This window comes from Pseudomonadota bacterium, assembly GCA_034660915.1.
Taxonomy (GTDB): domain Bacteria; phylum Desulfobacterota; class Anaeroferrophillalia; order Anaeroferrophillales; family Anaeroferrophillaceae; genus DQWO01.
The window spans coordinates 1-24,373 of sequence record JAYEKE010000079.1 but is presented as its reverse complement, the minus strand read 5'-3'; the positions used below and the strand labels follow the sequence as shown (position 1 = coordinate 24,373).

At 48.8% G+C, this 24,373-nt stretch carries 20 protein-coding genes; 3 read left to right on the top strand and 17 right to left on the bottom strand.

The features are described 5' to 3' along the window. Nucleotides 1-64 precede the first annotated feature (64 nt). The 9 genes from U9P07_04605 to U9P07_04565 all read right to left on the bottom strand — a co-directional run bounded on the left by U9P07_04605 (nucleotide 65) and on the right by U9P07_04565 (nucleotide 10,153). A complete protein-coding gene (locus U9P07_04605; protein MEA2108682.1) occupies nucleotides 65-664 on the bottom strand; it encodes a 4Fe-4S dicluster domain-containing protein in 600 nt (199 codons plus the stop codon). Nucleotides 665-800: 136 nt separating this feature from the next. Further along, entirely contained in the window at nucleotides 801-2,048 is a 1,248-nt protein-coding gene (locus U9P07_04600; GenBank protein ID MEA2108681.1) for an FAD-dependent oxidoreductase, read from the bottom strand. A 454-nt stretch (nucleotides 2,049-2,502) separates the two neighbouring features. Continuing rightward, nucleotides 2,503-3,120 (bottom strand): flagellar brake protein, encoded by a 618-nt coding sequence (locus U9P07_04595; GenBank protein ID MEA2108680.1) that lies wholly within the window; start codon nucleotides 3,118-3,120, stop codon nucleotides 2,503-2,505. Between the two features lie 144 nt (nucleotides 3,121-3,264). Continuing rightward, nucleotides 3,265-4,488 (bottom strand): FprA family A-type flavoprotein, encoded by a 1,224-nt coding sequence (locus U9P07_04590; protein MEA2108679.1) that lies wholly within the window; start codon nucleotides 4,486-4,488, stop codon nucleotides 3,265-3,267. A 424-nt stretch (nucleotides 4,489-4,912) separates the two neighbouring features. Further along, complete coding sequence (locus U9P07_04585) at nucleotides 4,913-5,689, bottom strand: slipin family protein (GenBank protein ID MEA2108678.1); 777 nt, start codon at nucleotides 5,687-5,689, stop codon at nucleotides 4,913-4,915. 16 nt (nucleotides 5,690-5,705) lie between these two features. Further along, nucleotides 5,706-7,184 carry a nodulation protein NfeD gene (locus U9P07_04580; protein ID MEA2108677.1) on the bottom strand — a complete coding sequence of 493 codons (1,479 nt, stop codon included), beginning with the start codon at nucleotides 7,182-7,184 and terminating at the stop codon, nucleotides 5,706-5,708. A 39-nt stretch (nucleotides 7,185-7,223) separates the two neighbouring features. Then, the gene (locus tag U9P07_04575) at nucleotides 7,224-8,387 is read right to left on the bottom strand and encodes an alpha/beta hydrolase (protein ID MEA2108676.1); all 1,164 of its coding nucleotides are present in this window, start codon (nucleotides 8,385-8,387) and stop codon (nucleotides 7,224-7,226) included. A 149-nt stretch (nucleotides 8,388-8,536) separates the two neighbouring features. Continuing rightward, nucleotides 8,537-9,145: a methyltransferase type 12 gene (locus U9P07_04570; GenBank protein ID MEA2108675.1), complete on the bottom strand. Its 609-nt coding sequence runs from the start codon at nucleotides 9,143-9,145 to the stop codon at nucleotides 8,537-8,539. 144 nt (nucleotides 9,146-9,289) lie between these two features. Next, nucleotides 9,290-10,153 (bottom strand): class I SAM-dependent methyltransferase, encoded by an 864-nt coding sequence (locus U9P07_04565; GenBank protein ID MEA2108674.1) that lies wholly within the window; start codon nucleotides 10,151-10,153, stop codon nucleotides 9,290-9,292. A gap of 307 nt (nucleotides 10,154-10,460) precedes the next feature. Here U9P07_04565 and U9P07_04560 point away from each other — a divergent pair, with 307 nt between their 5' ends. Both U9P07_04560 and U9P07_04555 read left to right on the top strand, forming a co-directional pair. After that, a complete protein-coding gene (locus U9P07_04560) occupies nucleotides 10,461-10,991 on the top strand; it encodes a TRAP transporter small permease subunit (GenBank protein MEA2108673.1) in 531 nt (176 codons plus the stop codon). Beyond that, nucleotides 10,988-12,322 carry a TRAP transporter large permease subunit gene (locus tag U9P07_04555; GenBank protein MEA2108672.1) on the top strand — a complete coding sequence of 445 codons (1,335 nt, stop codon included), beginning with the start codon at nucleotides 10,988-10,990 and terminating at the stop codon, nucleotides 12,320-12,322. Before U9P07_04560 ends, U9P07_04555 begins: the two co-directional genes overlap by 4 nt. Before the next feature lie 95 nt (nucleotides 12,323-12,417). On the opposite strand, the gene U9P07_04550 is transcribed toward U9P07_04555, so the two are convergent. The 5 genes from U9P07_04550 to U9P07_04530 form a co-directional block, all read right to left on the bottom strand. Continuing rightward, nucleotides 12,418-13,509, bottom strand: coding sequence for a TRAP transporter substrate-binding protein (locus U9P07_04550; GenBank protein ID MEA2108671.1), 1,092 nt, complete (start codon nucleotides 13,507-13,509; stop codon nucleotides 12,418-12,420). Between the two features lie 171 nt (nucleotides 13,510-13,680). Further along, the gene (locus U9P07_04545) at nucleotides 13,681-14,571 is read right to left on the bottom strand and encodes an amidohydrolase family protein (GenBank protein MEA2108670.1); all 891 of its coding nucleotides are present in this window, start codon (nucleotides 14,569-14,571) and stop codon (nucleotides 13,681-13,683) included. A 283-nt stretch (nucleotides 14,572-14,854) separates the two neighbouring features. Next, the gene (locus U9P07_04540; protein MEA2108669.1) at nucleotides 14,855-17,383 is read right to left on the bottom strand and encodes a malic enzyme-like NAD(P)-binding protein; all 2,529 of its coding nucleotides are present in this window, start codon (nucleotides 17,381-17,383) and stop codon (nucleotides 14,855-14,857) included. A 26-nt stretch (nucleotides 17,384-17,409) separates the two neighbouring features. Next, nucleotides 17,410-18,210: a hypothetical protein gene (locus tag U9P07_04535; protein ID MEA2108668.1), complete on the bottom strand. Its 801-nt coding sequence runs from the start codon at nucleotides 18,208-18,210 to the stop codon at nucleotides 17,410-17,412. 36 nt (nucleotides 18,211-18,246) lie between these two features. Beyond that, a complete protein-coding gene (locus U9P07_04530) occupies nucleotides 18,247-19,425 on the bottom strand; it encodes an LL-diaminopimelate aminotransferase (protein MEA2108667.1) in 1,179 nt (392 codons plus the stop codon). 177 nt (nucleotides 19,426-19,602) lie between these two features. Here U9P07_04530 and U9P07_04525 point away from each other — a divergent pair, with 177 nt between their 5' ends. Further along, nucleotides 19,603-21,219, top strand: coding sequence for a M48 family metalloprotease (locus U9P07_04525; protein ID MEA2108666.1), 1,617 nt, complete (start codon nucleotides 19,603-19,605; stop codon nucleotides 21,217-21,219). A gap of 121 nt (nucleotides 21,220-21,340) precedes the next feature. Here the strand turns inward: U9P07_04525 and U9P07_04520 are convergent, their stop codons facing one another. The 3 genes from U9P07_04520 to U9P07_04510 all read right to left on the bottom strand — a co-directional run. Then, on the bottom strand, nucleotides 21,341-21,739 hold the full coding sequence (locus tag U9P07_04520) for a cobalamin B12-binding domain-containing protein (protein MEA2108665.1): 399 nt from the start codon (nucleotides 21,737-21,739) through the stop codon (nucleotides 21,341-21,343). Nucleotides 21,740-21,790: 51 nt separating this feature from the next. Beyond that, a complete protein-coding gene (locus U9P07_04515) occupies nucleotides 21,791-23,467 on the bottom strand; it encodes a methylmalonyl-CoA mutase family protein (GenBank protein ID MEA2108664.1) in 1,677 nt (558 codons plus the stop codon). Nucleotides 23,468-23,536: 69 nt separating this feature from the next. After that, on the bottom strand, nucleotides 23,537-24,373 hold an 837-nt coding region (locus tag U9P07_04510; protein ID MEA2108663.1), incomplete at its 5' end, for an acyl-CoA dehydrogenase family protein.

Below are 24,373 nucleotides of genomic sequence, written 5' to 3'. Positions count from 1 at the left end.
TTGAGCGATTTTCAACTTTCCGAAGCTGTCAGGGTTAGATTCCAAGCGGTATTGGGCGCCGCTATCAACATTGCAGGTGACTACGCTGCTTTTTAGTCGCGCGCAATAACTCAACCCCCATAGGAATCAACGGCTGTTGTTCCAAGCCGGAAGCAATGGCACAGGCAACTTCATGGGTTTTTCGTTTCAGCGCCGCATCTGATTCCTCAAAGGTCAAGGCCCCGGTTTTGCAGACCTCAACACAAGCGGGAACCAGGCCTATGTGCTGCCGATCAAGACAATTATCACATTTCTGGGCGATAGTTTTCGCCGGTGGCGCTGCCCAGTCCTGGTGATAGCGCAAAACCCCGAAAGGACAAGCCATGGCACAGGAAGCACAATTAATACAAAGATCGGGATCAATAAGCACCGTACCGGTGTCAGGATCGCGAAAAATCGCTCCCGGAAGGCAGGCCAGCATGCAGGGTGCCGGATCACAGTGATGACAGCGGTTAGGAAATCCTTCATGAAACAATCCGGCCCCCACATGTATTCGTGGTTTTGGCAACGGACTTTCATTTACCGCTGAAAAAAGTTTTTTCGTTTGCGAATGAGCGGTGGCACAGGCAAGCATGCATTGCATGCAGCCGACACAGCGCTCGGGGTGAACCTGGACTTGTTTCATTGGATTCTCCTTTCATCACTGGGCCATCGTTTTTACAACTTTTTACGAAAGCAAAGAAATTAATATATTACATGAAATATGCGATATAACTAATTGCTATTGATAATATAAGTTAGTTTATACAGATATTCTACAGCTAGACATAAATCAACTTCCCCGCCTGGAAGCCAGATTCCAGCAGCCTTTCCTTTCGCCCCTGAACCGGCAGACCACGTCGAATCAGAGACGACAGCACCCCTCCCTGTTCAAGATCATTGATCAAGAGCATACCCACCAACCGATCATGACGAAATACCAGTTTGTGATATTTTGATTTCTGTGCCTTCAAAGAAGATATCACCTCATAACGATCATCATCAAAAGGAGGATCAACCAGCCCCGCCGTCATCACATCCAGACCATAAAAGCGCATGACGTTACGACTCAGACTGCCCTGATAAACCACTTTCCGGCCGGCCATATTCATGCCAGCGATAATTCCCTGCTGGACGGCTTCCGGCCAGATGGCATTAACCCTTCTCGTCTGACGGGCGATATCTATGGTTTCCGCCACATCACCGGCAGCATAAATTCCCGCAACTGTGGTTTCCATATTTTTGTCAATAAGAATGCCCTGTCCATACCCGAGGGATAGTTGATCATTAAAAACAAAGCTGGTTGAAGGGGTGACGCCTTTGGCAATCACAACCAGACTTGCCGGTATTTCCGTCCCATCCGCCAAGGTTATAAATTTAAGAGAACCATGTTGTCCATTGAATTCGGCTACCTCAGCCTCAACCAAGACCCGCAAACCATTATGACGCAATTTTTCCAGGATCATTTGTCCGGCCAGTTTATCAACCTGCATGGTCAGCGGATGAGCTGAACGAATAAGCATGGTGACCTGCAGCCCCCTGGACTGCAAGGCATGGGCGGCTTTTAAACCGACCAGCCCGCCACCCACGACCACGGCTCTTTCGGCGCATTCTGCCGTCGCAAGAATAGATTGCACCTGAGATTGGGTTCGCAGGCAGAAAACTTCAGGCAGTTGAGAACCGGGAATATCCAGGATGCGTGGATCAGCACCGGAAGCAATTAAAAGCCGATCAAACGGTATACTGCGCCCTGCCCTACCCACTTTAATAACCCTTTCGGCCGGTTCAATTGCCTCCACCCGGTGGCCTAAAACAGGATTTATATGGAGATCATCATAAAAGGAGGGGGAACGAATGGCCAGACAATCAGCAGCAATTGATCCCGCCAGAAGATTACTGATCATCGGCCGACAGTAGGGATGGTGATCTTCATCGGCAACCAGGGTAATATTTCCTCGCCGATCCAGTTGACGGATGGCTTCGACAGCACTGACACCGGCAATGCCATTGCCGATGATGACATATTCCATGAACCGACTCCAGGGAAAAAGGTGGAAATGGAATAAACGAAAAAAGCTATAATATCATTGCAGATTATATTTTCATACTCTTGCTAAAGGAAAATTTCAACCGCTTAATAAGAGTTTTTACGAAAACTGCTGCGGCCAGAGGTGAATTAATCTGCAGAATCAAGAGATAAAGAATGGGAGGTATAGACGACAAGGGAATGAAAACTGATTTGGATTATTTGAAAAAAATATAACTATTCAGCAGGGTTGTCTTTACCTGCAGGGGACAGATTTTATTTTTTCTTTTTCGGGGACAGAATGATTTTCACCGAACAATATCGATCTTTAATTGATTTTAGTACCATCTCAAAATGAAAAATTTAATCTGTCTCCCGGTTTTCGTGAAAAAAATTCAGTCCCCTGCGGAATCAAGCTACTAGCTGGCTAAAGCTGAATAGTTACAAAAAAATAATAATCAGGCACCGGCGTGGGCAAGAAATTCATAAAATTTAGCTTTATATTTTGCCTCTATCTCATTAAATTTTAAGCCAATTTTTATTTGATTTTTATCGTTAAGTATTTTCTTTACTACTCCTTCAAGATTAAGTTCATCTACCAATCCAGGAAGGCAAAAAGAAAGGTTGACCTGCTGATCAACATCCATGGGGTTAGAAATGCCCTCCATCTCGCTGATTTCAAGGGCAACCTGACAGCCTCCTTTACTTAAATCAATAATCCGGGAATTAAACGTCATCTTACCAACCAGGAGATGGCTGGGAAGATAACAATCAACTCTTTTATGGTTGCGTAAATTATGATCTTCTATCTTGGCTGGATACTTAATAAGCAAAAGAGCAGCGGGAACTTCCACCACACAAATAATTTCAGCTTGAAAACCATAGACACTCCCCCGATGTAAAAATCTGACAACAATCGTTTTCCCGGGAACAAAAATGGCCTTAGCATTCTCTGCCAAGGGTTGGTGGATAATCATATACTGTCCCGGATCAACTCCAACCAGAACACTTTTAAAACGATCCGGCATTTTCTCAAGCTGGACCTGCAATGGGGTGCCTAAGTCAATTTCATACATTGATCAGAACACTTTCCAACGGAATAAAAAGCCCGTCATGAATTATTTAACGGGGACGGATTTGAAATCCGTCCCCAGGCGGCGCTAATCAAGTGTTGTCCTCATCAACCAGGAGAACAACTCTGTTTATTTTATCCTCCAAAATCATCCCGGCAGCGGACAGGCACAAGCATTGGTAATCCTCATGGCCAGATTATCAGCCATCTGCTGCAAAGCTTCAATCACTTCCGTATTCGGGGCTCCATGGCCGACAACTTCCGGTTGGATGATTTCAGCCTTCATATCCTTCAGGTACGCTTCCATTTTCGGCAGTACGCTAACATTCCAGCTGTTCTGGGTAAAAACACCAACCGGGTAGCCGTTCTTTTTCTTGTCCTTAAACAGCATCAGATAATATTCCAGTTTGGGGTAGATATTAGCATCATAGGTAGGCGCCCCGAAAACAATCCCGCCGACATTCAGCATTTCTCCGAGAATCACTCCTGATTCGGCACTGGCGGCATCAAAATATTTAACTTCAATACCCTTTTCTTCCAAACGTCGGTGAACTATTTCTCCCATCTTATGGGTATTGCCCCACATGGAACCAACAATCATTACTACCTTTGCTTCTTTCTCATTTTTTGCCCATTCCTGGTAACGGCTGATAATCGCCATGGGATTCTGCCGGTAAACCGGCCCGTGGGACGGACATAAAATATCAATGCCCATCCCACCTTTTACCCACTTATCAATAGCCTTGACCACATGCTGTAAATAAGAAGCGACGATGGTCCCCAGATAACGCCTGGCTTCAGGCCAATAAGCTTCCAGATCCATCTCATCATCAAAAAGAGCATCATCAACCGTCCCGTAGCCGCCAAAAGCATCACAGGAAAAGAGTACTTTATCTTCGGCCAGATAGGTAAACATGGTGTCAGGCCAGTGAAGCCAGGGATAGCTGAGAAATTTCAGGGTCTTGCCGCCAAGATCAATACTGTCACCATCTTTTACCGCCGTCACCCGCTCTCCTTCACCGTAAAACTGGTCAAGAAAAGTTTTAGCTTTGGCGGTACAAAGAATTTCGGCCTGGGGGCAAAGCTTGTAAACTGCCGGTATGGCTCCGGTATGATCGGGTTCCATGTGATTATGAATGATATAATCAACCTCATTCAGGGGAACAATTTCTTCCACCCGGCCGATAAATTCATCAGTATAGGTGGTCTTGGTAAGTTCAATCAGGGCCGTTTTTTCTTCACCCCGTACCAGATAGGCATTATAGCTCATTCCCTTGGGCAACGCCCATAACCCTTCAAAAAATGGGGTATCATGGTCATTGACCCCCACCCAATATACTCCATCGGTAATTTTCGTGGCACTGTTTGGCATGATCTTCCTCCTTCACCTCATAATCTGTTAACTTATGAAAAATGATGATTAATGTGAAATTTCTCAACAAAAATACCACCTCTACCATTGTAAGTCAATTATTTTTGTTCGCTTAAAAACGCGCAAAAAAACAAAATTCTTAAAAGCAAAGTAAAGATAAATCTGCTCAATGAAAACCAGTTCCGCTTATTTATCATCAATCCCTGCTTTATTAAAATCAGACTTCAGATTAAAGGCTGCAAGAGAATGTTCCCTTGTCAAAACAAAGACCGGCTATCCATACCACAAAAACCCTGGACTTCGCAGTTCAGGATCAATATGGTGTTTAAAAAAGAGATCGATACCAAAGCGGTTCATCTTGCCACCCTGGTACGCTCATGCCTTGGAGAATAATCAGCAGGTGAGGTTTTCAACCTGCTGATTATCATTGCTCTGCTGCTTCATCCCCGGCCTTAAACTGCCACATCAGCGGTTTGAGCAGATCAATGGGCAGCGGGAAGATGATGGTGGAATTCTGTTCGGCGGCAATCTCGGTCAGGGTCTGCAGGTAGCGAAGTTGCAGTGCCTGGGGATTTTTAGCCAGCACATTGGAGGCCTGGAGCAGCTTTTCGGAGGCCTGCAGTTCCCCTTCGGCATGGATGATCTTGGCCCGCCGTTCACGTTCGGCCTCCGCCTGGCGGGCAATGGCGCGGATCATGCTTTCATCCAGATCAACGTGCTTGATCTCGACGTTGCTGACCTTGATACCCCAGCGGTCCGTCTGTTCATCCAGCAGATGCTGCAGGTTTTCATTCAGTTTTTCCCGTTCGGCCAGCATTTCGTCCAATTCGTGCTGGCCAAGCACCGATCGCAAAGTGGTCTGAGCCAGTTGGCTGGTGGCAACATAATAATTTTCCACCTGGATAATGGCTTTTTCCGGGTCCAGAACCCGAAAATAGACCACCGCGTTGACCTTGACCGAAACGTTGTCGCGGGAGATGACATCCTGACTGGGAACATCCATGACGATGGTCCGCAGATCAACGCGTACCATCTGCTGAATGATGGGAATCAGGATGATCAATCCCGGACCCTTGACTTTCCAGAAACGCCCCAGAGTAAAAACAACGCCGCGCTGATATTCCCGCAGCACCCGGATGGCGCTGGCCGCCAGACCCACCAACAGGCCGAGAATGATATACGTGATAACATGGCTAATCATTGTTCCGTTCTCCTTTCTACTGCTGTTCTTCCACAGGCTTGACAATCGCTGTTAAGCCCTCCATGTCGGTGACCCGCACCCGTTGACCGGCAGTCAGTTTAGCAACCGCCCGGGCCCGCCAGGTTTCACCCCGCAGACGGATAGTTCCTTCGCCGGTAAAATCGGCCAACACTTCTCCTTCACTGCCCACCAGTTGTTCCCGTCCGCTGACCACCGGCCGGCGCCGGGCCTTAACCACCATGCCAAGAACCCCGATGACAAAGCCGCTGGACAGCAGGGCCACAAAGCCCACCAGCCAGGGGGAAAGAATAAAGCCCTCCACCTCGGTACGCAAAAGAATCACCGAACCAACCACAAAAGCCACTGTGCCCCCGATCCCGAGGGCCCCGAAGCTGGGAACAAAGGCCTCGGCCAACATGAAAGCCAACCCCAGAATAATCAGGGCCAGGCCGGCGTAGTTGACCGGCAGCAGATGAAAAGCAAACAGCGCCAGCAACAGGCAGATGGCCCCCACCACCCCCGGCAGAATATATCCCGGATGGGTAAACTCAAAAAAGAGACCGTAGATACCCAGCAGCATGAAAATATAGGCCAGGTTGGGGTTGGTAATCACGGCCAGCAGCCGGCTGCGCCAGTCGGGCTTGATCATCTGGAGCTGCAGCTCTGCGGTATTGATAATCTGCACTTTCCCCTGCACCATCACCTGGCGACCGTCAAGAGCGGTCAGCAGCTCTTGGAGATCAACGGCCAGGATATCCACCACTCCCATTGCAACAGCCTCTTCGGCCGGCAGGCTGGCTCCCTCGCGGACCGCCTTTTCAGCCCACTCGACGTTGCGGCCGCGCATCTGGGCCAGGCCCCGCAGGTAGGCGACGGCGTCATTGATAATCTTCTTTTCCATGACGTCATGGGGAATGGCTGCCGGCGGCGGTTTTTCCTCCGGGGGTTGGGATGGTGCCGGTTGACGTTCCGGTGGCTGGCCGCCGGGGAGAGGCAGGCCGCCGATGCGCACCGGGGTGGCCGCCCCGAGATTGGTTCCCGGGGCCATGGCCGCCACGTGGCTGGCATAGAGAATATAGGTGCCGGCACTGGCGGCCCGGGCGCCGCCCGGAGCGACATAACTCACGACCGGCACCGGAGCGGTGATGATTTTTTTGACAATATCACGCATGGACGTATCGAGACCACCGGGAGTATCCATGCGGATGATCACCAGCTTGGCGCCGTCATCCCGTGCCCGGTTGAGGCCTCTGGCCAGGTAATCGTTGGTAGCCGGCCCGATGGGGCCTTCAATCTCAAAGACATAGCCAAACGGCTTGGCGGTCAGCTGTTCAACAGCTGCCAGCCGGTCAGTGGCCAAAAACATCAAACCGCCGGCCAGCAGAAAAACTACAGCCAATAACTGCCAGAAGCCGGAATGAGATGATATAATAATCTTACCCATGATATATTTCAGTGTAACGTCTTTTTTCCCATCTGTCCACCAGAGTCCCATAAATTGATCCAAAAATAATGCTGATCAATGTTCCTGGAATCAGCGGCCTCTCTCCCCTAACAGGGCATTGATGGCACGCCACAGAGCCCGGCGATCCAATTTCCGGGGAAGAATGTCCACATGCGCCAGGCCGGCAATGAGAAACAGTTGAGCCCGGCCGGCAGGTGCGGCTGCCGCTAATGCCACGCTTTCAGAATAGGGGATGATCTCATCGTCAGTACCATGAAGCAGAATCAACTTCGCCCGCAACCGGGACAGGTCCTGATTGGCGAGATTCAAAGCCTCGATATCGTTGCCGATGGCCGCCGGAAGTTTGGCAATGAGAAATGGGGTGCGCTCCGGATCCCGATTTTCCAACAGGGCAAAAAGCGCCTGGCCTTCAGCTGTAAGGGCACCGGCCAGATCCGCGATTGGAGCATCAGGGTCTTTCAGCCGGCGTTCGGCCATGAATCGAAAGACTTGTTGGTCCATGGCATTGGTCAGCCGCCCAACATTGCTGAGTACGAATACCCACTTGCCGTACCGGTTGGGCTTGAGATAGCGCCACCGACCCCTCTCGCGAAAATAGCCGGTGGTAAAAAAAGTAATTACCTGCCGTAAATTGTAGTAACCCCCAACGCCTAAAATGAAATCTACCCGTTCGCGAATTGCCGGGTCCAGGGCTGCCAAAATCGCCGGCCCGGCGGCGTAGCTGAAAGCCCCGATGCCAATCCGGCTACCCGCCGGGAGTTCGGAACGGGAAACCAAGTGGGGAAAGGCTCCCACAATTCTCTGGACATCATCGGACTGGATCATGAGGGCCCGCAAATTGGGAATGTCCGGCACCAGCACGAGAAAACGCACCCGGGCCAGAGTGGTGGCAAAAGCAACCAGACGGGGATCATTCCGGCCAAGAGCAGCTACCCCCGGTATCAGAACGATGCCGGCGCGTGGCGGCTGACCTGGAAGGTAAAGGTCGGCCTGGCAATGGCGTCCATGATCGCTATATGTCAGTAGTCGGCGCACCGGGTCCGAGGTACGCTCCTTAAGCCGGCTCGACTTGCCCCGAGCAGCCAGATCTTCGAGGACCAGTGATGCTTCGTCATCCGGCAGAATCGCGCATCCCACCAGCAGCAGGAATACAAAGATCAGGATAAACTTGCTCGCGAAACTCATACCAACTACAATGGACTTGTAAAAAGTCAGAAAGGGTCCCATCGTCATCTATGATATCAAGCGGTTAGGAATCACAAGCGACTCGGTTTCGTACTTTTTAACGAAACTGATAACCATGCTGCTCATCTAATCCTGCGGTTATCCACGGGATGAGCAACCAGCGTCCTTTGAGGTGTTGAAAAGGTTGCCGAACTGGATTAGTGAATCGCTTTAAAAGCAGGCTTGTCCCACCGGAAGATAAACATCGGCGGAATGTTCAGCAGTTCCAGCTGCGTCCGTTCGTACCCAAAGAAAGGGCGGCAGAGGGAAGCCACCCGCTTGCTCACCTGATAAGCCACAAAACGGCCATGGGGGGCCAAAAGCGATGAAATTTCCGCCAGCAGCTGGGATCCTGTACAACGGTTCATGGTGGAAAACGGGATGCCGGAAATAATAACCTCCGGGTCCTCAATCCTATAGAGTGAGATGATTTTTTTCAGCTCGCAGGAATTCCCCAGATGGGCGATAAAACGTTCATCATTGATCCTGCTGCTGACCAGGGCGTGAAAATGTGGGTTTATCTCGACACTCAGGAGTCTGGCAGTTCGCGGCATTGCCTTGAGAATTGCCCGCGTCGTGCCCCCGGTGCCGCACCCCAGTTCGACAATTGTTTTGCTGGTAGCAATATCGGCGGTCTTGAGGATACGCTGTTCAAGAAAACGGGAACTGGAAATAATCGAACCAATCTGCAGGGGATGTTTCAAAAACTCATAAAAAAAGGTGAACTGGTCGTTCAGCGAAAAAAGCGCTGGTTTTTTCCTGGCCATATCTTCCCTCTCTTTACGGTTTCTAATCAGCGGTTTGACGAAAAAAAGACGGGCAACCCTGTAGCTTATAAATGATAGTATTGCTCAAAATGGAAAGAAAATCAAATTGACAGAAAGATTCCAGCATATTTCCCTCGCCTCCGCTTATTTATCATCTATCCCTGCTTTCTGATCAAGAATGATAAAACCTTTTCTGACCTTGGTCTCATAATACACCATCCCTTGATCATCGGCTAAAGGCGAAAGATAATCGCGAACCATCCCTTTCTCAGTCTCACTCAATGGACGGTAAAACTCCAGGTGCCAGAGGGTATGCTGCAAGGTATTTTCCAAAGTATCATGGCGCTTCCACCGGGCATGCTGGAAAGAGATTTCCGGGGAGAAGCCTAAGCTATAAAGATAATTGAAAATGGCGACAATATCCAGGGGATCCCAAACATAGGGTTCGTTGAAAATCATTTTGTAACAATGATTGTAAAGCGGATTGTCGCGAACCCCGGCCCAGTAGACCAGGGCCAGGTAACGGGAAGAGAGTTCCAGTAAACGATCAACAGCACTCAGCTCATTTAATATGGGGCTCATGGAAACAAATACAAGATCGTATTTTTCTTTGGTTTTATAATGGTGAAAATCACTGCAGATCACTTCAATATTTGCCGCCTGCTGTTCACGTTTTTTTGCTTCAAGCTGGTCAATCATTTTAGGAGAAACATCAAGGGCCGTTACCTGTTTACACTGTCGGGCAAAGTGAAAACAGTGGGTTCCCGGCCCGCAGGCAACATCAATGACATTATATTCCGGTTGGAGAATGCGGCGTAAACGTAGTTGCGCCATAATCCATTGTTGATCCTGCTTGAAATCATCATCCTGCTCATATTTCCGGTAATGGCCGGCCAGCCCATCCCACTTTTTTGCTGTGGTTATTTTCTTATTGGCAAAACTTTTCTTACGTTCTTTCGCATAGGTCAACCAGAAATCAGGCTTAAATGGATCATTGCCAAGCTGCATGATTATCTCCTGAAAAAAATCAATGGTGAACGATACAGGGTATACGGAATAAGGAACCGTACGCCTTGCACCTTAAACCTTATACCTTTTATTTTCATACCACAAAAAAGCCCGTCTTTCCAGCTCGGGAAAATATGATGTCTTGAATTTCGATATAAAGATTTTTTCACTGACTTTGATTCGCCCTCTTTGAAGACCTGCAAATATTCCCCTTGATTCAAGAGCACTTTTAGTATACAAATTTTGCGATCATGCACAGTAATTACCATATATCTTTTATTGCGTTGACAACCTCTTCAGGAGTTTAATGAAAATGAATTTTCTCAAGAGAATTTCCGAGATTATTGATAACACCATGGAAAAAATCGGACGGGGCATTTCCTGGCTGACTACCCTGATGGTACTTACGGTAACCTATGATGTTATTATGCGTTACGGCTTCAAAAGAGGTAATATTGCGGTTCAAGAGATGGAGTGGCATCTCTTTGCCATAATCTTTTTGATCGGTGCCGCTTATGCCCTGAAAAAGGAGGCCCATGTCAGAGTCGATATCATCTACACCAAACTCAGCAAGAAACAAAAAGCCTGGATCGATTTTTTCGGTACCTTTCTCTTTCTGCTTCCTTTCTGCATCATGGTCATTTATATCACCCGCAACTTTATCGAAAGCTCATGGGCAGTTGGCGAGACGTCACCAGATCCCGGCGGCCTGCCGGGCCGCTATCTCCTTAAAGCCATGATCCCGGCCGGTTTTTTTCTCCTGATTATTCAGGGCATCTCCCAGGCAATCAAAAACTTTCTGGTCATTATCGGCAAAGAAAGTGAGGTGCCCCAATGATGGAGTTTATCCAGGGCAATCTGCCCCTGATCATGTTCGCCTCGGTCTTTGTTCTCCTGCTGCTCGGCTACCCGGTTGCCTTCACCCTCGGCGGCACCGCCCTCTTTTTCGGCCTCATCGGTTTCGGCCCCGGCTTTTTCGGGCTCCTGCCCTTGCGTATCTGGGGCGTAATGTCCAACTTCGTTCTCCTGGCCGTGCCTCTTTTCATCTATATGGGAGTCATGCTGGAACGTTCCGGGCTGGCGGAGGAACTGCTGGAAACCATGGGCCTGGTCTTTGCCCGAGTCAAGGGGGGACTGGCAATCTCAGTGGTCATCGTCGGTGCCCTGCTGGGAGCCTCGACCGGCATTGTCGGCGCTACGGTGGTTACCATGGGTCTTTTGTCCCTGCCGACCATGCTCAAACGTAACTACTCAAAAAATCTGGCTACCGGTACGGTTGCCGCTTCCGGCACCCTGGGGCAGATTATCCCGCCAAGCATTGTCCTGGTACTCCTGGGCGACATTATGAACGTTCCCATCGGCGACCTCTTTGTCGGCGCCGTCATCCCCGGACTAACCCTGGTCGTCCTCTATATTATCTACATTTCGATCGTGGCCCGGATAAAACCTGATTGGGCACCCCCGATTTCGGAAGAAGAACTGGCCGGCATCAGCAAAAAAGAAATGCGAAAAATGGTTTTGACTTCGCTGATTCCGCCGCTGTTTCTGATCTGCGCGGTTTTAGGCACCATCTTTGCCGGCGTTGCCTCGCCTACCGAAGCCGCGGCCCTGGGCGCCGTCGGCGCCAGTTTCCTGACCCTGGCAAAGGGGAAACTTAACCGGGAAACGATCATGGAGGTGATGACCAGCACTACCAAACTGACCTGTATGGTTTTCGTTATCCTGGTTGGCGCCACAACCCTGGGACTTGTCTTCCGGGGTCTGGGTGGAGATACCCAGATACGTGAACTGATTTTGGGGCTGCCCTTCGGCAAATGGGGGATTATAAGCGTCGTCATGGGGATTATTTTTATCGCCGGCTTCTTCCTCGATTTTATTGAGATCACCTTTATCTTCGTCCCGGTCCTGACCCCGATCATGATCACATTGGGAGTCGATCCACTCTGGCTGGCCGTCCTGATTGCCGTCAACCTGCAGACCTCATTTTTGACTCCACCCTTTGGTTTTTCACTTTTCTACCTCAAAGGGGTTGCCCCGCCGGGGATAGAAACCATTGACATCTATAAAGGCATCATTCCTTTTGTGATTATTCAGCTTGCCGGCATGGCAATCATCTGTTTTATCCCCGAAGCGGTAACCTGGCTGCCCCGTATTTTACTTGGTGGTTAGCTTAAAGAATGAGAGTTGAAACGAAGACATAAAAAGGCCGCCCTGGTTTTATCCAGGGCGGCCTTTTTTATCACTCACTATAGGCACAAATCAGATTAAAGATGTTTCAATTTCGCGTACCGCTCTTCTGAAATCGCGTTCCACTCGTTATACTGTTTTTTGAAAGCCAGGTAAGATTCACAAACTTTCCTGGTAAAGGGGTCACTGGCTGCCAGTTCTTTCAACACTTCATCGCTGTATTTCTTCAGCTGCGCAAGAACCTTGTCCGGAAACTGGCGGACCTGAACATTGTGCTGTTCAACCAGTTCCTTCAAATATTTATTATTTTTAGCTTCAAATTCCGCCAGCGACCACATGTTGGATTTGGCGCAGACCGCATCGATAATCGCCTGGAGATCCTTGGGCAAGGCTTCATACTTCTGTTTGTTAACCATACACTCCAGCGTGGTTCCGGGCTCATGCCAGCCAGGTGAATAGTAGTATTTAGCCGCTTTATAAAAACCCATCTTTATATCATGGTAGGGACCGACCCATTCGGTGGCATCAATGACGCCTCGATCAAGGTTAGTGTAGATTTCCCCGCCGGCCACCAGGACGGCGTTGCCACCGGCTTTGGCCAGCACCTTGCCGCCCAGACCGGGAATTCTCATCTTCAGTCCTTTAAGATCATCAATGGTCTTGATTTCTTTATTAAACCAACCGCCCATCTGGACACCGGTATTACCCGCCGGCCAGGCTTTAAGATTAAATTTGCCATAGAGTTCATCCCAAAGTTCCTGGCCGCCACCGGAGATAAGCCAGGCATTCATCCCCTGAGCATTGAGACCAAAAGGAACGGCGGCAAAAAACTGGGTTGCCGGATGCTTGCCGGCCCAGTAATAGGCGGCCCCGTGACCCATCTCAACGGTGCCGGAACTGACGGCGTCGAAGACCTGCAACGAAGGAACCAGTTCGCCGCCGCCATAAACGGTAATCTTCAACCGGCCACCGGACATCTCTTCCACCCATTTGGCGGTGTAATCCGCCGCTTCCCCAAGTACCGGGAAGTGAGGCGGCCAAGTGGTAACCATTTTCCAGTTATAGATTTTATGTTTGGCCGCCCGGGCCTTTCTTGGTCTGACAGCCATCCCGGCGCCAACAGCCAGCGCCCCGGTACCAACCTTCTTAATAAAATTACGCCGTTTCATACATTACCTCCTCTAAGTTGTCGGCATTGCATTGAACAAAACAAGATTATAAGAAAAAACATGCATATAACAAACACAGATTAATAAACATGTCAAGAAAAAAGCCAGATCAATATTGGAGCAAAACTATGTTTTTATTGCTGCCTCAGCAAAAATTCAAGGTCAATGCTCTTATTTCCTGCCTGCCAGTCTAAAAAGACGAGCGGTATTTTCGCCACAAATCAGGGCTTTTTGTTCCGGGGTGATTCCGGCCTGGTCCATCTCATTAAAATAGCGGGCTGCCTTCAGCAGGGGATAATCGGTACCCAACAGGATATGCTCAAAACCAATCATCTCCCCTACTACCTTGTAAATTTGCGGTCGGTAAAGATAGGGAGAGGCGGCGGTATCATAGTAAAGGTTGGCAACCACCTCTTCCATCTCTCGTTTCAGCAGATGATAAAAAGGAAATCCACCTCCCCAATGGGCAAAAATCGTTGGCACATCACCATAGAGCCGGAGAAATTTATCAAGATTGCGCAGCATTACATCACATTTTCCCGGATACTGATGTCCGACCGGTTCATTGGTATGAAGCATTAAAGGAAGACTGCCGGCGGCCCGTAACACCTCAATAACTGGAGCAAAAGCTGATATGATGGATTCGGTAAAACCTTCGATATAGAAAGCCAATTCCCCCACTCCGGACAAACCCGCGGCCAGACATCGTTCGGCCTCTGAAGCCGCTTCACGTGGATCAGCAAAACCAAAGCAAGCCAGGCCGATAAGCCGATCAGGATATTTTCTTACCTGTTCAATAATATAATCATTGCACAGACGGGAGATGCCCATGTCCCGCCAGGGAAAACTAAAAACTACGCAGCGGTCAATTCCCTCATCATCCATCCTGGCCAGTAATTCCTCCGCCAGCACCAGCTTAGATTTGGGTGGTTCGTAAAGAAGCCGGAATTCCGGCTCATTGGAAAAAAACTTTTCCCGCTGATGAACAATTTCCGGGGGAAACATGTGGACATGAGCATCAATAATCATGGTAGTCAGTTCCTTTAAGCGAATTTTTTTCACTGATAGAAATTCACCCTTTATCATGGAGAGAATTGTCTGTGTGTTTCTGTGGCTAAAAGATACTTATTTAACTTTCTGAGTTAATCTAAAAACAGCTGAAAGAAATTTCTGGGGATGTTCCGGCATGGCTCTCGCTCATTCTCGCCGGCCGTCCATGGCCGGCTTCCGAGGCGTCCGCCGCGAATCACATCGTGTGATTCGTTCGGCGGCCAATACCGCTATGAGCCAAGCCCGAACATCCTAAAATGGTTACCTGGCAATACAAGTCAGAAAGTTGAGATACTTACAAAATCCGCAATATCCCTTCATAAAGATAATCATGGGTATTATTGCGGATATCCTCGGGATCAAGCTGTCGGCGGGCCATCTTGCCTTTTATTGCCGCTTCGGCAACCGCGGCCGCCACCTGCGGCGGGACCGCCAGGTTCATTGCCGAGGGGATAATCGTTCCTTTGGCTAAATCTTCCTCGGTTACCATGGCCGCAATAGCATGAGCCGCAGCTATTTTCATCCGATCATCAATCTGGCAGGCTCTGACATCCAAAGCTCCGCGAAAAATGCCGGGAAAAGCCAGGGAGTTATTCACCTGATTGGGAAAATCAGAGCGACCAGTGGCCACTACTTTAGCCCCAGCCGCAAAAGCTTTATCCGGCATGATTTCCGGTATCGGGTTTGCGAGCGCAAAAACAATGGGATTGGCAGCCATGCTTTTGATCATGGCAACCGTCAGGGTTTCAGGTTTGGAAAGGCCGACAAAAGCATCAGCGTTTTTGATCACTTTGGCCAATTTCCCCCGCAATTTATCCGGGTTGGTCAGCCGGGCCATCTCCTGCTTGTAAGGATTCATCCGCTCCTGGCGACCATCATAAATAGACCCGACAGTGTCACACATGATGATGTTTTTAATCCCGGCACTTAACAAGAGCTTGGTAACCGCCGTGGCACCGGCACCCGCCCCATTAACCACAACTTTAATTTTGTCAGCATCTTTACCAACAATTTTCAAAGCGTTTATCATTCCAGCCAGGGCAATAACCGCCGTGCCATGCTGATCATCATGAAATACCGGAATGTCGAGTTTCTGCCGCAGGATTTTTTCTATTTCAAAGCAACGGGGAGCCGAAATATCTTCGAGGTTGATGCCGCCAAAAACTGGTGAAATGGCTTCTACCACCCGAACAATTTCATCAACATTCTGAGTATCAATACAAATAGGCAAGGCCTCCACTCCCCCAAAAGTTTTGAATAAAACAGCTTTGCCTTCCATCACCGGCAAAGCCGCCCGGGGGCCAATATTACCCAAGCCAAGAACCGCGGAGCCATCGGAAACTACCGCCACCAAATTGCTTTTAACGGTTAAATCATAGAGTTTATCCGGATCGTTCATAATCAGTTTACAGGAATCAGAAACCCCGGCAGCTGAATAAAGGATGGAAGCTAGATGGATATCCTTGACCGGAATTTTACCCTCAATACCCACTACCCCCATATAACGTTTATGTAGTTCCAGCGATTGTTCATCAACTGAAGGTATAACCTCAGCCCGTTTTTTTCCTCTGTCTGGAACCGGAAGAATAGCCAATTCTCCTTCATATACGTACCGCAGCAGTCTGTCCCGCACCTGATCAGGTTCAACTTTTTTGCGGTTTACCTTTTCAGCCACGGCAGCCATTGCCACCTGCCGGGCAATTTCCGGCGCCAGGCTGAAATCAATAAGCCGGGGGGTAATATTAACCTCGCTCAGGAGGTTGTCAGGCACATGCTCCTGAATAGCCTTTACTGCCGCCATTTCCATGGAGTTGGTAATCCTCCAGGCAGCAGCATCCAGCGCTCCCCGAAAAAATCCGGGGAAGGCCAGAGCCGAAGTCAGATAATTAGGGTGATTAACATTACCTGTCGCCACAATAAAAGCACCGGCTTTTCTGGCAGCCAGGTAGTCAATCTCAGGTTCAGGCAGTGCCAGAGCAAAGATTATCGGCTTGGCCGCCATCTTTTTAATCCACTCCGGTGACAAAAGTTTACTGACTGACAAACCGATGAAAACATCAGCTCCCGGTAAAACTTCTTCCAGTGTCCCTTTGACATGGGATTTATTGGTTACAAAGGAAAGTTCAGATTTTACCCAGTTCATGTTGGCAGTCCGATGGCGGTAAATTGCCCCGGCCTGATCACAAAGAATCAGCTCACCCACCCCCAAGTTGGCCAGCCTGCGGGCCAGGGCCACACCGGCAGCCCCGGCACCATTAATGACTATTTTACAACCTTCCAGTTTTTTGCCTGCCAGTTTCAAACTATTGGCCAGAGCTGCCAGGATGACGATGGCAGCTCCATGCTGATCATTATGAAAAACCGGCAGCCGAACGGCCCTTTGCAATCGCTCCACAATTGCAAAGCAATCCGGTGAAGCAATATCCTCAAGGCATATGCCACCCATTGTTGGAGCCATCACCCGGGCAATTTCAACAAAATCAGCAGGATCAGCAGAATTAACTGCCAGAGGGATGGCATCAATTCCGGCAAAACTTTTGAAGAACGCGGAAACCCCTTCCAGCATGGGAATTGATGCTCCAGCACCAACATTACCCATTCCAAAGACGGCTGTGCCATTGGAAAGGAGACCTACGGTGTTGGCCCGCATGGTATAGCGGAATGAATCTGCTGAATTCTCAGCAATCGCTTGAGAGCAGGCGCCAACCCCGGGCGTATATACCAGACTCAGTACAGAGTTGTCCTTTATCGGCACCTTGCTGTGAACCCCAATCAGTCCTCGGTGTTTTTCACGTAATTCCAGCGATTTCTTAGCTACGGCCATGATAAAAGCACTCCTTTCAACTTGCATTAGCGGACAGCAGGCATCCTGGCAGGAAGATTTGGCGGGGGATACTGACCCGGATAGGGAGAAACAGGAGGGATATTCTGAACTGCCGGCTGCCCTGGACCCTGGCCAGGGAAAGCAAAAAAATCTTCGGATAGAACCCCCAAAGATTGACCACTGAACAGTGAAATCAATTTAAGCTGGGCTTTGCTCTGGCCATTCACGACCATCAGGTAAGGTTGAATAACCAAACCATAGCGGCCTTCTCGACGCAATTCATTCCGCAGTTGATCAATCAGATTCTGATTGATCTGGGGAATTCCTGAAATTTTCATGGTCGTAAACCGACCCAGTTGCAAGGCCATAACTTCCGTCGCCTCACGGGTAAGAGGAAGAAAACCGGTCAGATTCTTTAGTGGTGCAACATAAGCCATGATTGGTGCAGGGATTATTATCTGGTCTCCAATCGCAAATGTTTTTTCCTGCCGGACAATCAAAGCCCGGGAAACACTGCCCGCTGACTCAACAACAGAGACAACTCCTTTAAATATTCGGTTAAAGGCCTTCTCAGGATCTTTTTGATCCTGAGTACTGGCATCATAAACCAGAAATTCAGCCCCTTCCCCGGGAACAGAACCACCGGGAAACTCAAGAATGGCTTCATTTTTTTCCTTGATAATGGAAACAATTTGTCCCTTGCCGTACAGGTTCTGTTCCACCTGATCAAAAAGAGAAACCAGTGCGTCCGTCAGTGATGCCGCCCCGGCGGAAACCGCGAAGAAAAGAAAACATATAAGGATAAAAGACTGGCATAATTTACGCATAGGATACCCACTTTATTATCTGAACATGAAAAAAACTTATCCGATAGCCTTGATAATCCGTTCCCCGGCTTCCTGCAGCCTCGCCTCGGGAACCGTAAGGGAAATACGAAAGTATCCCTCACCCGCATCGCCGAAACCATTCCCTGGGGTTACCACCACCCCAGCCTGTTCGAGCAGCATGGCAGCAACGCCGGCAGAATCCATGCCCACAGGATTTTTGATCCATAGATAAAATGTTGCCTTGGGAACTGAAAGAGTAAGACCAGCTTTTTTCAGGGCATTCACCATCATCTCCTGACGATGTTGATAGATGCGGCACAATTCGACCACACAATGCTGATCAGCGCTCAAGGCAACAATCGCCGCCTCCTGTATGGCCTGAAAAGCTCCGGAATCGATGTTGGTTTTTACTTTCCCCAACCCCTTGACAACCTCAGCTTTGCCGGCGGCAAAACCTATACGCCAGCCGGTCATATTATAGGTTTTGGAGAGGGAATGAAATTCTATCCCCACCTCTTTAGCTCCCGGAACCTCGAGAAAGCTTAACGGACGATAGTCATTGTAGGCCAGTTCGGTATAGGCAGAATCATGACAGACTATGATATTATGCCGGCGGGCAAAGATTATCACCTGCTCAAAAAAATTCTGATCGGCAACCGCACCGGTAGGATTGTTGGGATAATTAATAAACATGAGTTTGGCCCGATTGGCAATGTCTTCCGGAATTGTCTGAAGATCCGGCAAAAATCCATTTTCTTCCAACAGCGGCATTTTATGGACAACCCCCCCGGCAAAACCAGTGGCAACCGCATAAACCGGATATCCTGGATCGGGGACCAGAACGTAATCACCGGGATTAACAAAAGCCAACGGAATATGAGCAATCCCTTCCTTTGAACCGATCAGTGACAGTATCTCACTGGCTGGATCACAGTCAATTTCAAACCGTCGATTAAGCCATTGGGCGGCGGCTTCACGGAATGACGGCATTCCCACGTATGAGGGATACTGATGATTCTCCTTTTTAGCTGCCGCCTGCTGTAAGGCACTGACTATGTGAGCCGGGGTCGGCAAATCAGGATCTCCCACTCCCAGATCAATAATATCAATGCCCCGAGCCTTGACTTCAGCTTTTTTCTGATCAATGGCGGCAAACAGATAAGGTGGCAGCGTATTAATCCGCTCAGCATAGTTTATGGTAAAAGGTGATGGCACAATTTTCTCCTTCTTCATTCATCATTCAATTTATGATATTTCTTTTTGCGTGAGCCCTAAGATGCTTTGTTTACTAGCAAATTCACCAACAGCTTGCAAGTTTTTTCCCAGAATTACCGGCTTGACGGCAAGAAAATTTTTCTTGAAACTACTGGATAAATATGGTCTGGTAAAAGAATGAAATATATCCATTACCATGACCTGGTGAAAGCCATGCAAATAAAAAATTTTCTCATCGCTACCATTATCTGTCTGGTCATGTTATTTTTATTACCTGCCTGCTCGGTTAACCCTGTTAGTGGATCACACGAAGTCATGCTTTACAGTTCGGAGCAGGAAGTAAGTATGGGCAAAAAAGCCCATCCTCAGGTTCTGGAAAAATTCGGCTATTACAATGATCCCAAATTACAGGCATATATTTCTGCCATCGGAAAACGGCTGACCGTCCATTGTGAACGGCAGGATATTCCGTATCATTTTACTCTCATTGATTCTCCGATCATCAACGCCTTTGCCTTGCCTGGAGGTTATGTGTATGTCAGCCGGGGATTGCTGGCAGAGATGAATAACGAAGCCCAACTGGCCGGAGTTATGGGACATGAACTGGGACATGTCAACGCCCGGCATAATATGAAGCGGCTGCAGTCAACGGTAGGGATGAATATTCTGGTTGCCGCTGTGGGAGCGGCAACCGGTTCCTCCATCTGGCAGAACGTTAGTGGACAGTTGCTGGGACTCATCAGCCAGAAATACAGCCGCAATCAGGAACATCAAGCGGATGAACTGGGAACCAAGTACATGGCCAGGGCTGGTTATGACCCCCGGCAGATGAGCGTTTTTCTCCAGCGGTTGCGGCAACTTCACAGTCATGAGCCCTCGGCGATGGAAGCTATTATGGCCTCCCATCCACTCACCTCGGAAAGAGTTGCCAGTACATCTTTTTTAGCTAAAAACCTTTTGCGTCAATATCCGCAGGCAAAAACCATCAACCAAAAGACATACTTAAACGCTATTGATGGCATGTTGTTCGGTCCGGGTGAAAAAGCCGGATTCGTAGTCGGCAAAAGGTATACAAATGTTTTTTGCCGTTTGCGTTTCAGTATTTCCGAGGGTATGGAGCTGAAGTCAGTAAAAAATGGTTTTGTTCTCAACAGTGATAGTCAGCAAGAACTGGTTTTCCTTTACCGGGAGCTTGATCGTCACCTGCAACCTGATGCCTTGACTGACGCATTCATGGAAAAATATACCACCAGGCTGCTCTCAGAAAAAGAAATTAACATCGATCAACAGGTGGCCATGGTCAGAAAATATGAGGTAAAAGATAAGCGGGGCAGATGGCAGCGATTAAAAATAACGGCAATTTCACGGCAGAAATTAGGCTACCTGTTCCTGGCGCTGACGGGACAAACCCAAAAACCTGGATACATCTCCGGCCACCTCAGCCTGCTGACCAGAAAGGCAGCAGAAGCAATTAAACTTCCCAGAATCGGGCTCTATCAGGTACACAAAGGAGACACCCTGGTGAGAATAGCGGAAAGTCTGCTGGATTCGGCAGCAAACGCGGAAACTCTCGCCGGCTACAATGGACTGACGGGAAAATTTGGTCTACGGCAACCATTACCGGTGACAATGAAGCTGAAAATTATTCCAGCCTACCCGAAGGATTCTCGGGATTCTTCATCCATCAACCGGCAACCTTCCAACATAATTGCTTCAGTTATCTGCACCAGTTGGTTCACCAATTCATCTTCCAGCAACCTGAGGATTTTCTGGCCAAGGAAAATTCATAACTGATCAGGTTTAAGACATTTAGACTCCTGACCTTGAAGCACTTCAAAATAATGAATTAAAAAAACGGGCATTCTTAAAGAGAATACCCGTTTACTGCCAACATATTTTTAAAAAAAACTGCTAACTATTTGCCAAGGTTTGTCCTGATCCAATCAACCGTTGCCCGTACTGGAGATCCAGGGGTAAAAATTGCTTTTATTCCGGCCTTTTTCAGCAAATCAATCTCATCATCAGGAATGATACCACCACCGAAAACCGGTATATCCTCTGCTCCCTGTTCTTTAAGCAATTCGAGAATCCGGGGAAAAAGATACATATGGGCACCCGCCAGGCTGCTCACTCCAATCACATCAACATCTTCCTGAATTGCCGTGGCGACAATCTGTTCCGGAGTCTGATGCAAGCCGGTATAGACCACTTCAAAACCTGCATCCCGCAAAGCCCTGGCAACTACTTTTGCCCCACGGTCATGACCATCAAGGCCAGGTTTCCCAATCAAAACTTTTATTTTATTTTCACCCATGAATAACTCCTAATGCGGGGCTACTTCCGCAACCCAAATTTCTGTAAGGCACTAAAACATCCCCGGATCACTGTAACGACCAAAAACCCGCCGCCAGGTATCACATATTTCCTGCTGGCTCACATACGATTTTACTGCCTCAAGCAGATGAGGCATAAGATTTTCCCCGTTTTTAGAAGCTGCTTCAATAGCCTGAAGACAGTTTTGTACCTTGGCACTGTCCCGGGTATCCTTAATCTTCTGCAAACGCTGCAGTTGGCGCTTTTCAACCACTTCATCAATTCTCAGCAGCTCAATCGGCAGACTGTCGTCCATCTGATATTTATTAACCCCGACAACAATCTTCTCTCCGTCATCCACCTGTTTCTGGTAGGTATAGGCGGCATCAGCAATTTCCTTCTGAGGATAGCCCATTTCAATCGCTTTAAGGATGCCACCCATGTCATCAATTTTATTAATATATTCCAGAGCCAGTCCTTCTATCTCATTGGTCAGTGATTCAACAAAATAGGACCCGGCCAGAGGATCAATGGTATTGGTTACCCCAATCTCTTCGCCAATAATCTGCTGGGTCCGCAGGGCGATGGTAACTGCATGTTCCGTTGGCAAGGAAAGGACTTCATCCAGGGAGTTGGTATGCAGCGACTGGGTTCCGCCCAGAACAGCTGACAACCCTTCACAAGCAGTACGCACAACGTTGTTGTATGGTTGCTGGGCGGTCAGGGAACAACCGGCGGTCTGGGTGTGAAAGCGAAGCATCATGGAACGCTGGTCCTTTGCCTTGAAGCGGTTTTTCATCACCCGGGCCCAGATGCGGCGAGCCGCACGATATTTGGCAATTTCCTCAAAAAAATCGAGATGGGCATTGAAAAAGAAGGAAAGCCGGGGAGCAAAGTCATCAACATCCAGTCCCCGATCTATACAGGCCTGTACATAACCGATACCATCTGCCAGAGTAAAAGCCAGTTCCTGAGCGGCGGTAGATCCGGCTTCCCGGATATGATAACCACTGATACTGATGGTATTCCAGCGCGGAACCTCTTTGGTACAGTACTCAACCGTATCAACAATGATCCGCATGGATGGTTCCGGCGGCAGCATGAAGGTTTTCTGGGCGATAAATTCCTTCAGCATATCATTTTGGATCGTCCCGCCGATCTTATCTCTGCCCACCCCCTGTTTTTCCGCCACTGCCACATACATGGCCAGCAGAATAGAAGCCGGAGGATTAATGGTCATGGAAGTGGTCACCTGGTCCATGGGAATCCGGTCAAAAAGAATTTCCATGTCAGCCAGGGTATCAATGGCCACCCCACACTTACCGACTTCCCCCCGGGCCATGGGACTGTCAGAATCATATCCCATCAAAGTCGGCATATCAAATGCAGTGCTCAAACCGGTTTCACCATGTTCCATCAGGTAATGAAAACGGGCATTAGTTTCCTCAGCTCCCCCAAGACCGGCAAACTGACGCATGGTCCATAAACGGCCACGATACATGGTAGGCTGGACGCCCCTGGTGTAAGGATATTCACCGGGATAACCCAGTTCATCCTGATAACTGAAGCCGGCAAGATCTTCAGGAGTATATAATTTTTTTATGGGTTCATTGGATAAAGTGGTAAACTGCGGCAAGCGTTCAGGGTATTTTTTAACTGCTTTAGCATAGATAGCTTCCCAGGCTTGCCGCCTTTCATCAGTTTGATCAAATTTCTTTTCACCACTCATAAGTCTTTCCTCCTGAAAGTTTATTCATCCTTTGGAAGGACTTTCATCTTCGGTCAATTCAGCTAATTGTTAAAACTCACCAAGAATATGACGGGCAATAACCAGACGCTGTATCTCTGAAGTTCCCTCATAGATGGTAGTTACCCGGGCATCCCGATAGAGTCGCTCAACCGGATATTCGGCAATATAACCGTTACCCCCCAAGATCTGAACCGCACTGTAACAGGCCTTGTTAGCCCCTTCAGTGGCCAGCAGCTTGCCCATGGAGGCTTCCCTGGTAAAAGGTTTTTTCTGCTGCTTTAACGAAGCTGCCAGCAAAACCATCAGATGGGCACTCTGCAATTCGGCATATCTGTCGGCAAGCTGCCATTGAACTGCCTGAAAAGAGGCAATGGGCTGATCAAACTGCATCCTTTCACGAGAGTAATCCCTGGCATAGTCCATGGCCTCCAGGCCGATACCGATGGCCATGGAACCAATACCGATACGCCCGCCATCCAGAGCCATCAAGGCAATCCTGAAACCGTCGCCCTCACTGCCCAACAGATTTTCCGCCGGTACCAGGCAATCATCTAGAATAACTTCGTTGGTAGCTGACCCCCGCTGTCCCATTTTTTCTTCCGCTTTACCGATCGACAATCCCGGAGTATCTTTTTCCACCAGAAAGGCACTGATCCTGCGGGTTCGCTGAATTTTTCTATTGGTGACCGCCCAGACAATAATCACTCCGGCATACTCAGCACTGGTAATAAATATCTTGCTGCCGTTCAGTCGATAGCAATCACCTTCCTTGACTGCCGAGGTCTTCATTCCCCCAAGGTCGGAGCCGGCCATGGATTCCGTCAGGCCAAAAGAACCGGCGGAATACTCACCATTACACAGGAGCGGCACATATTTACGCTTCTG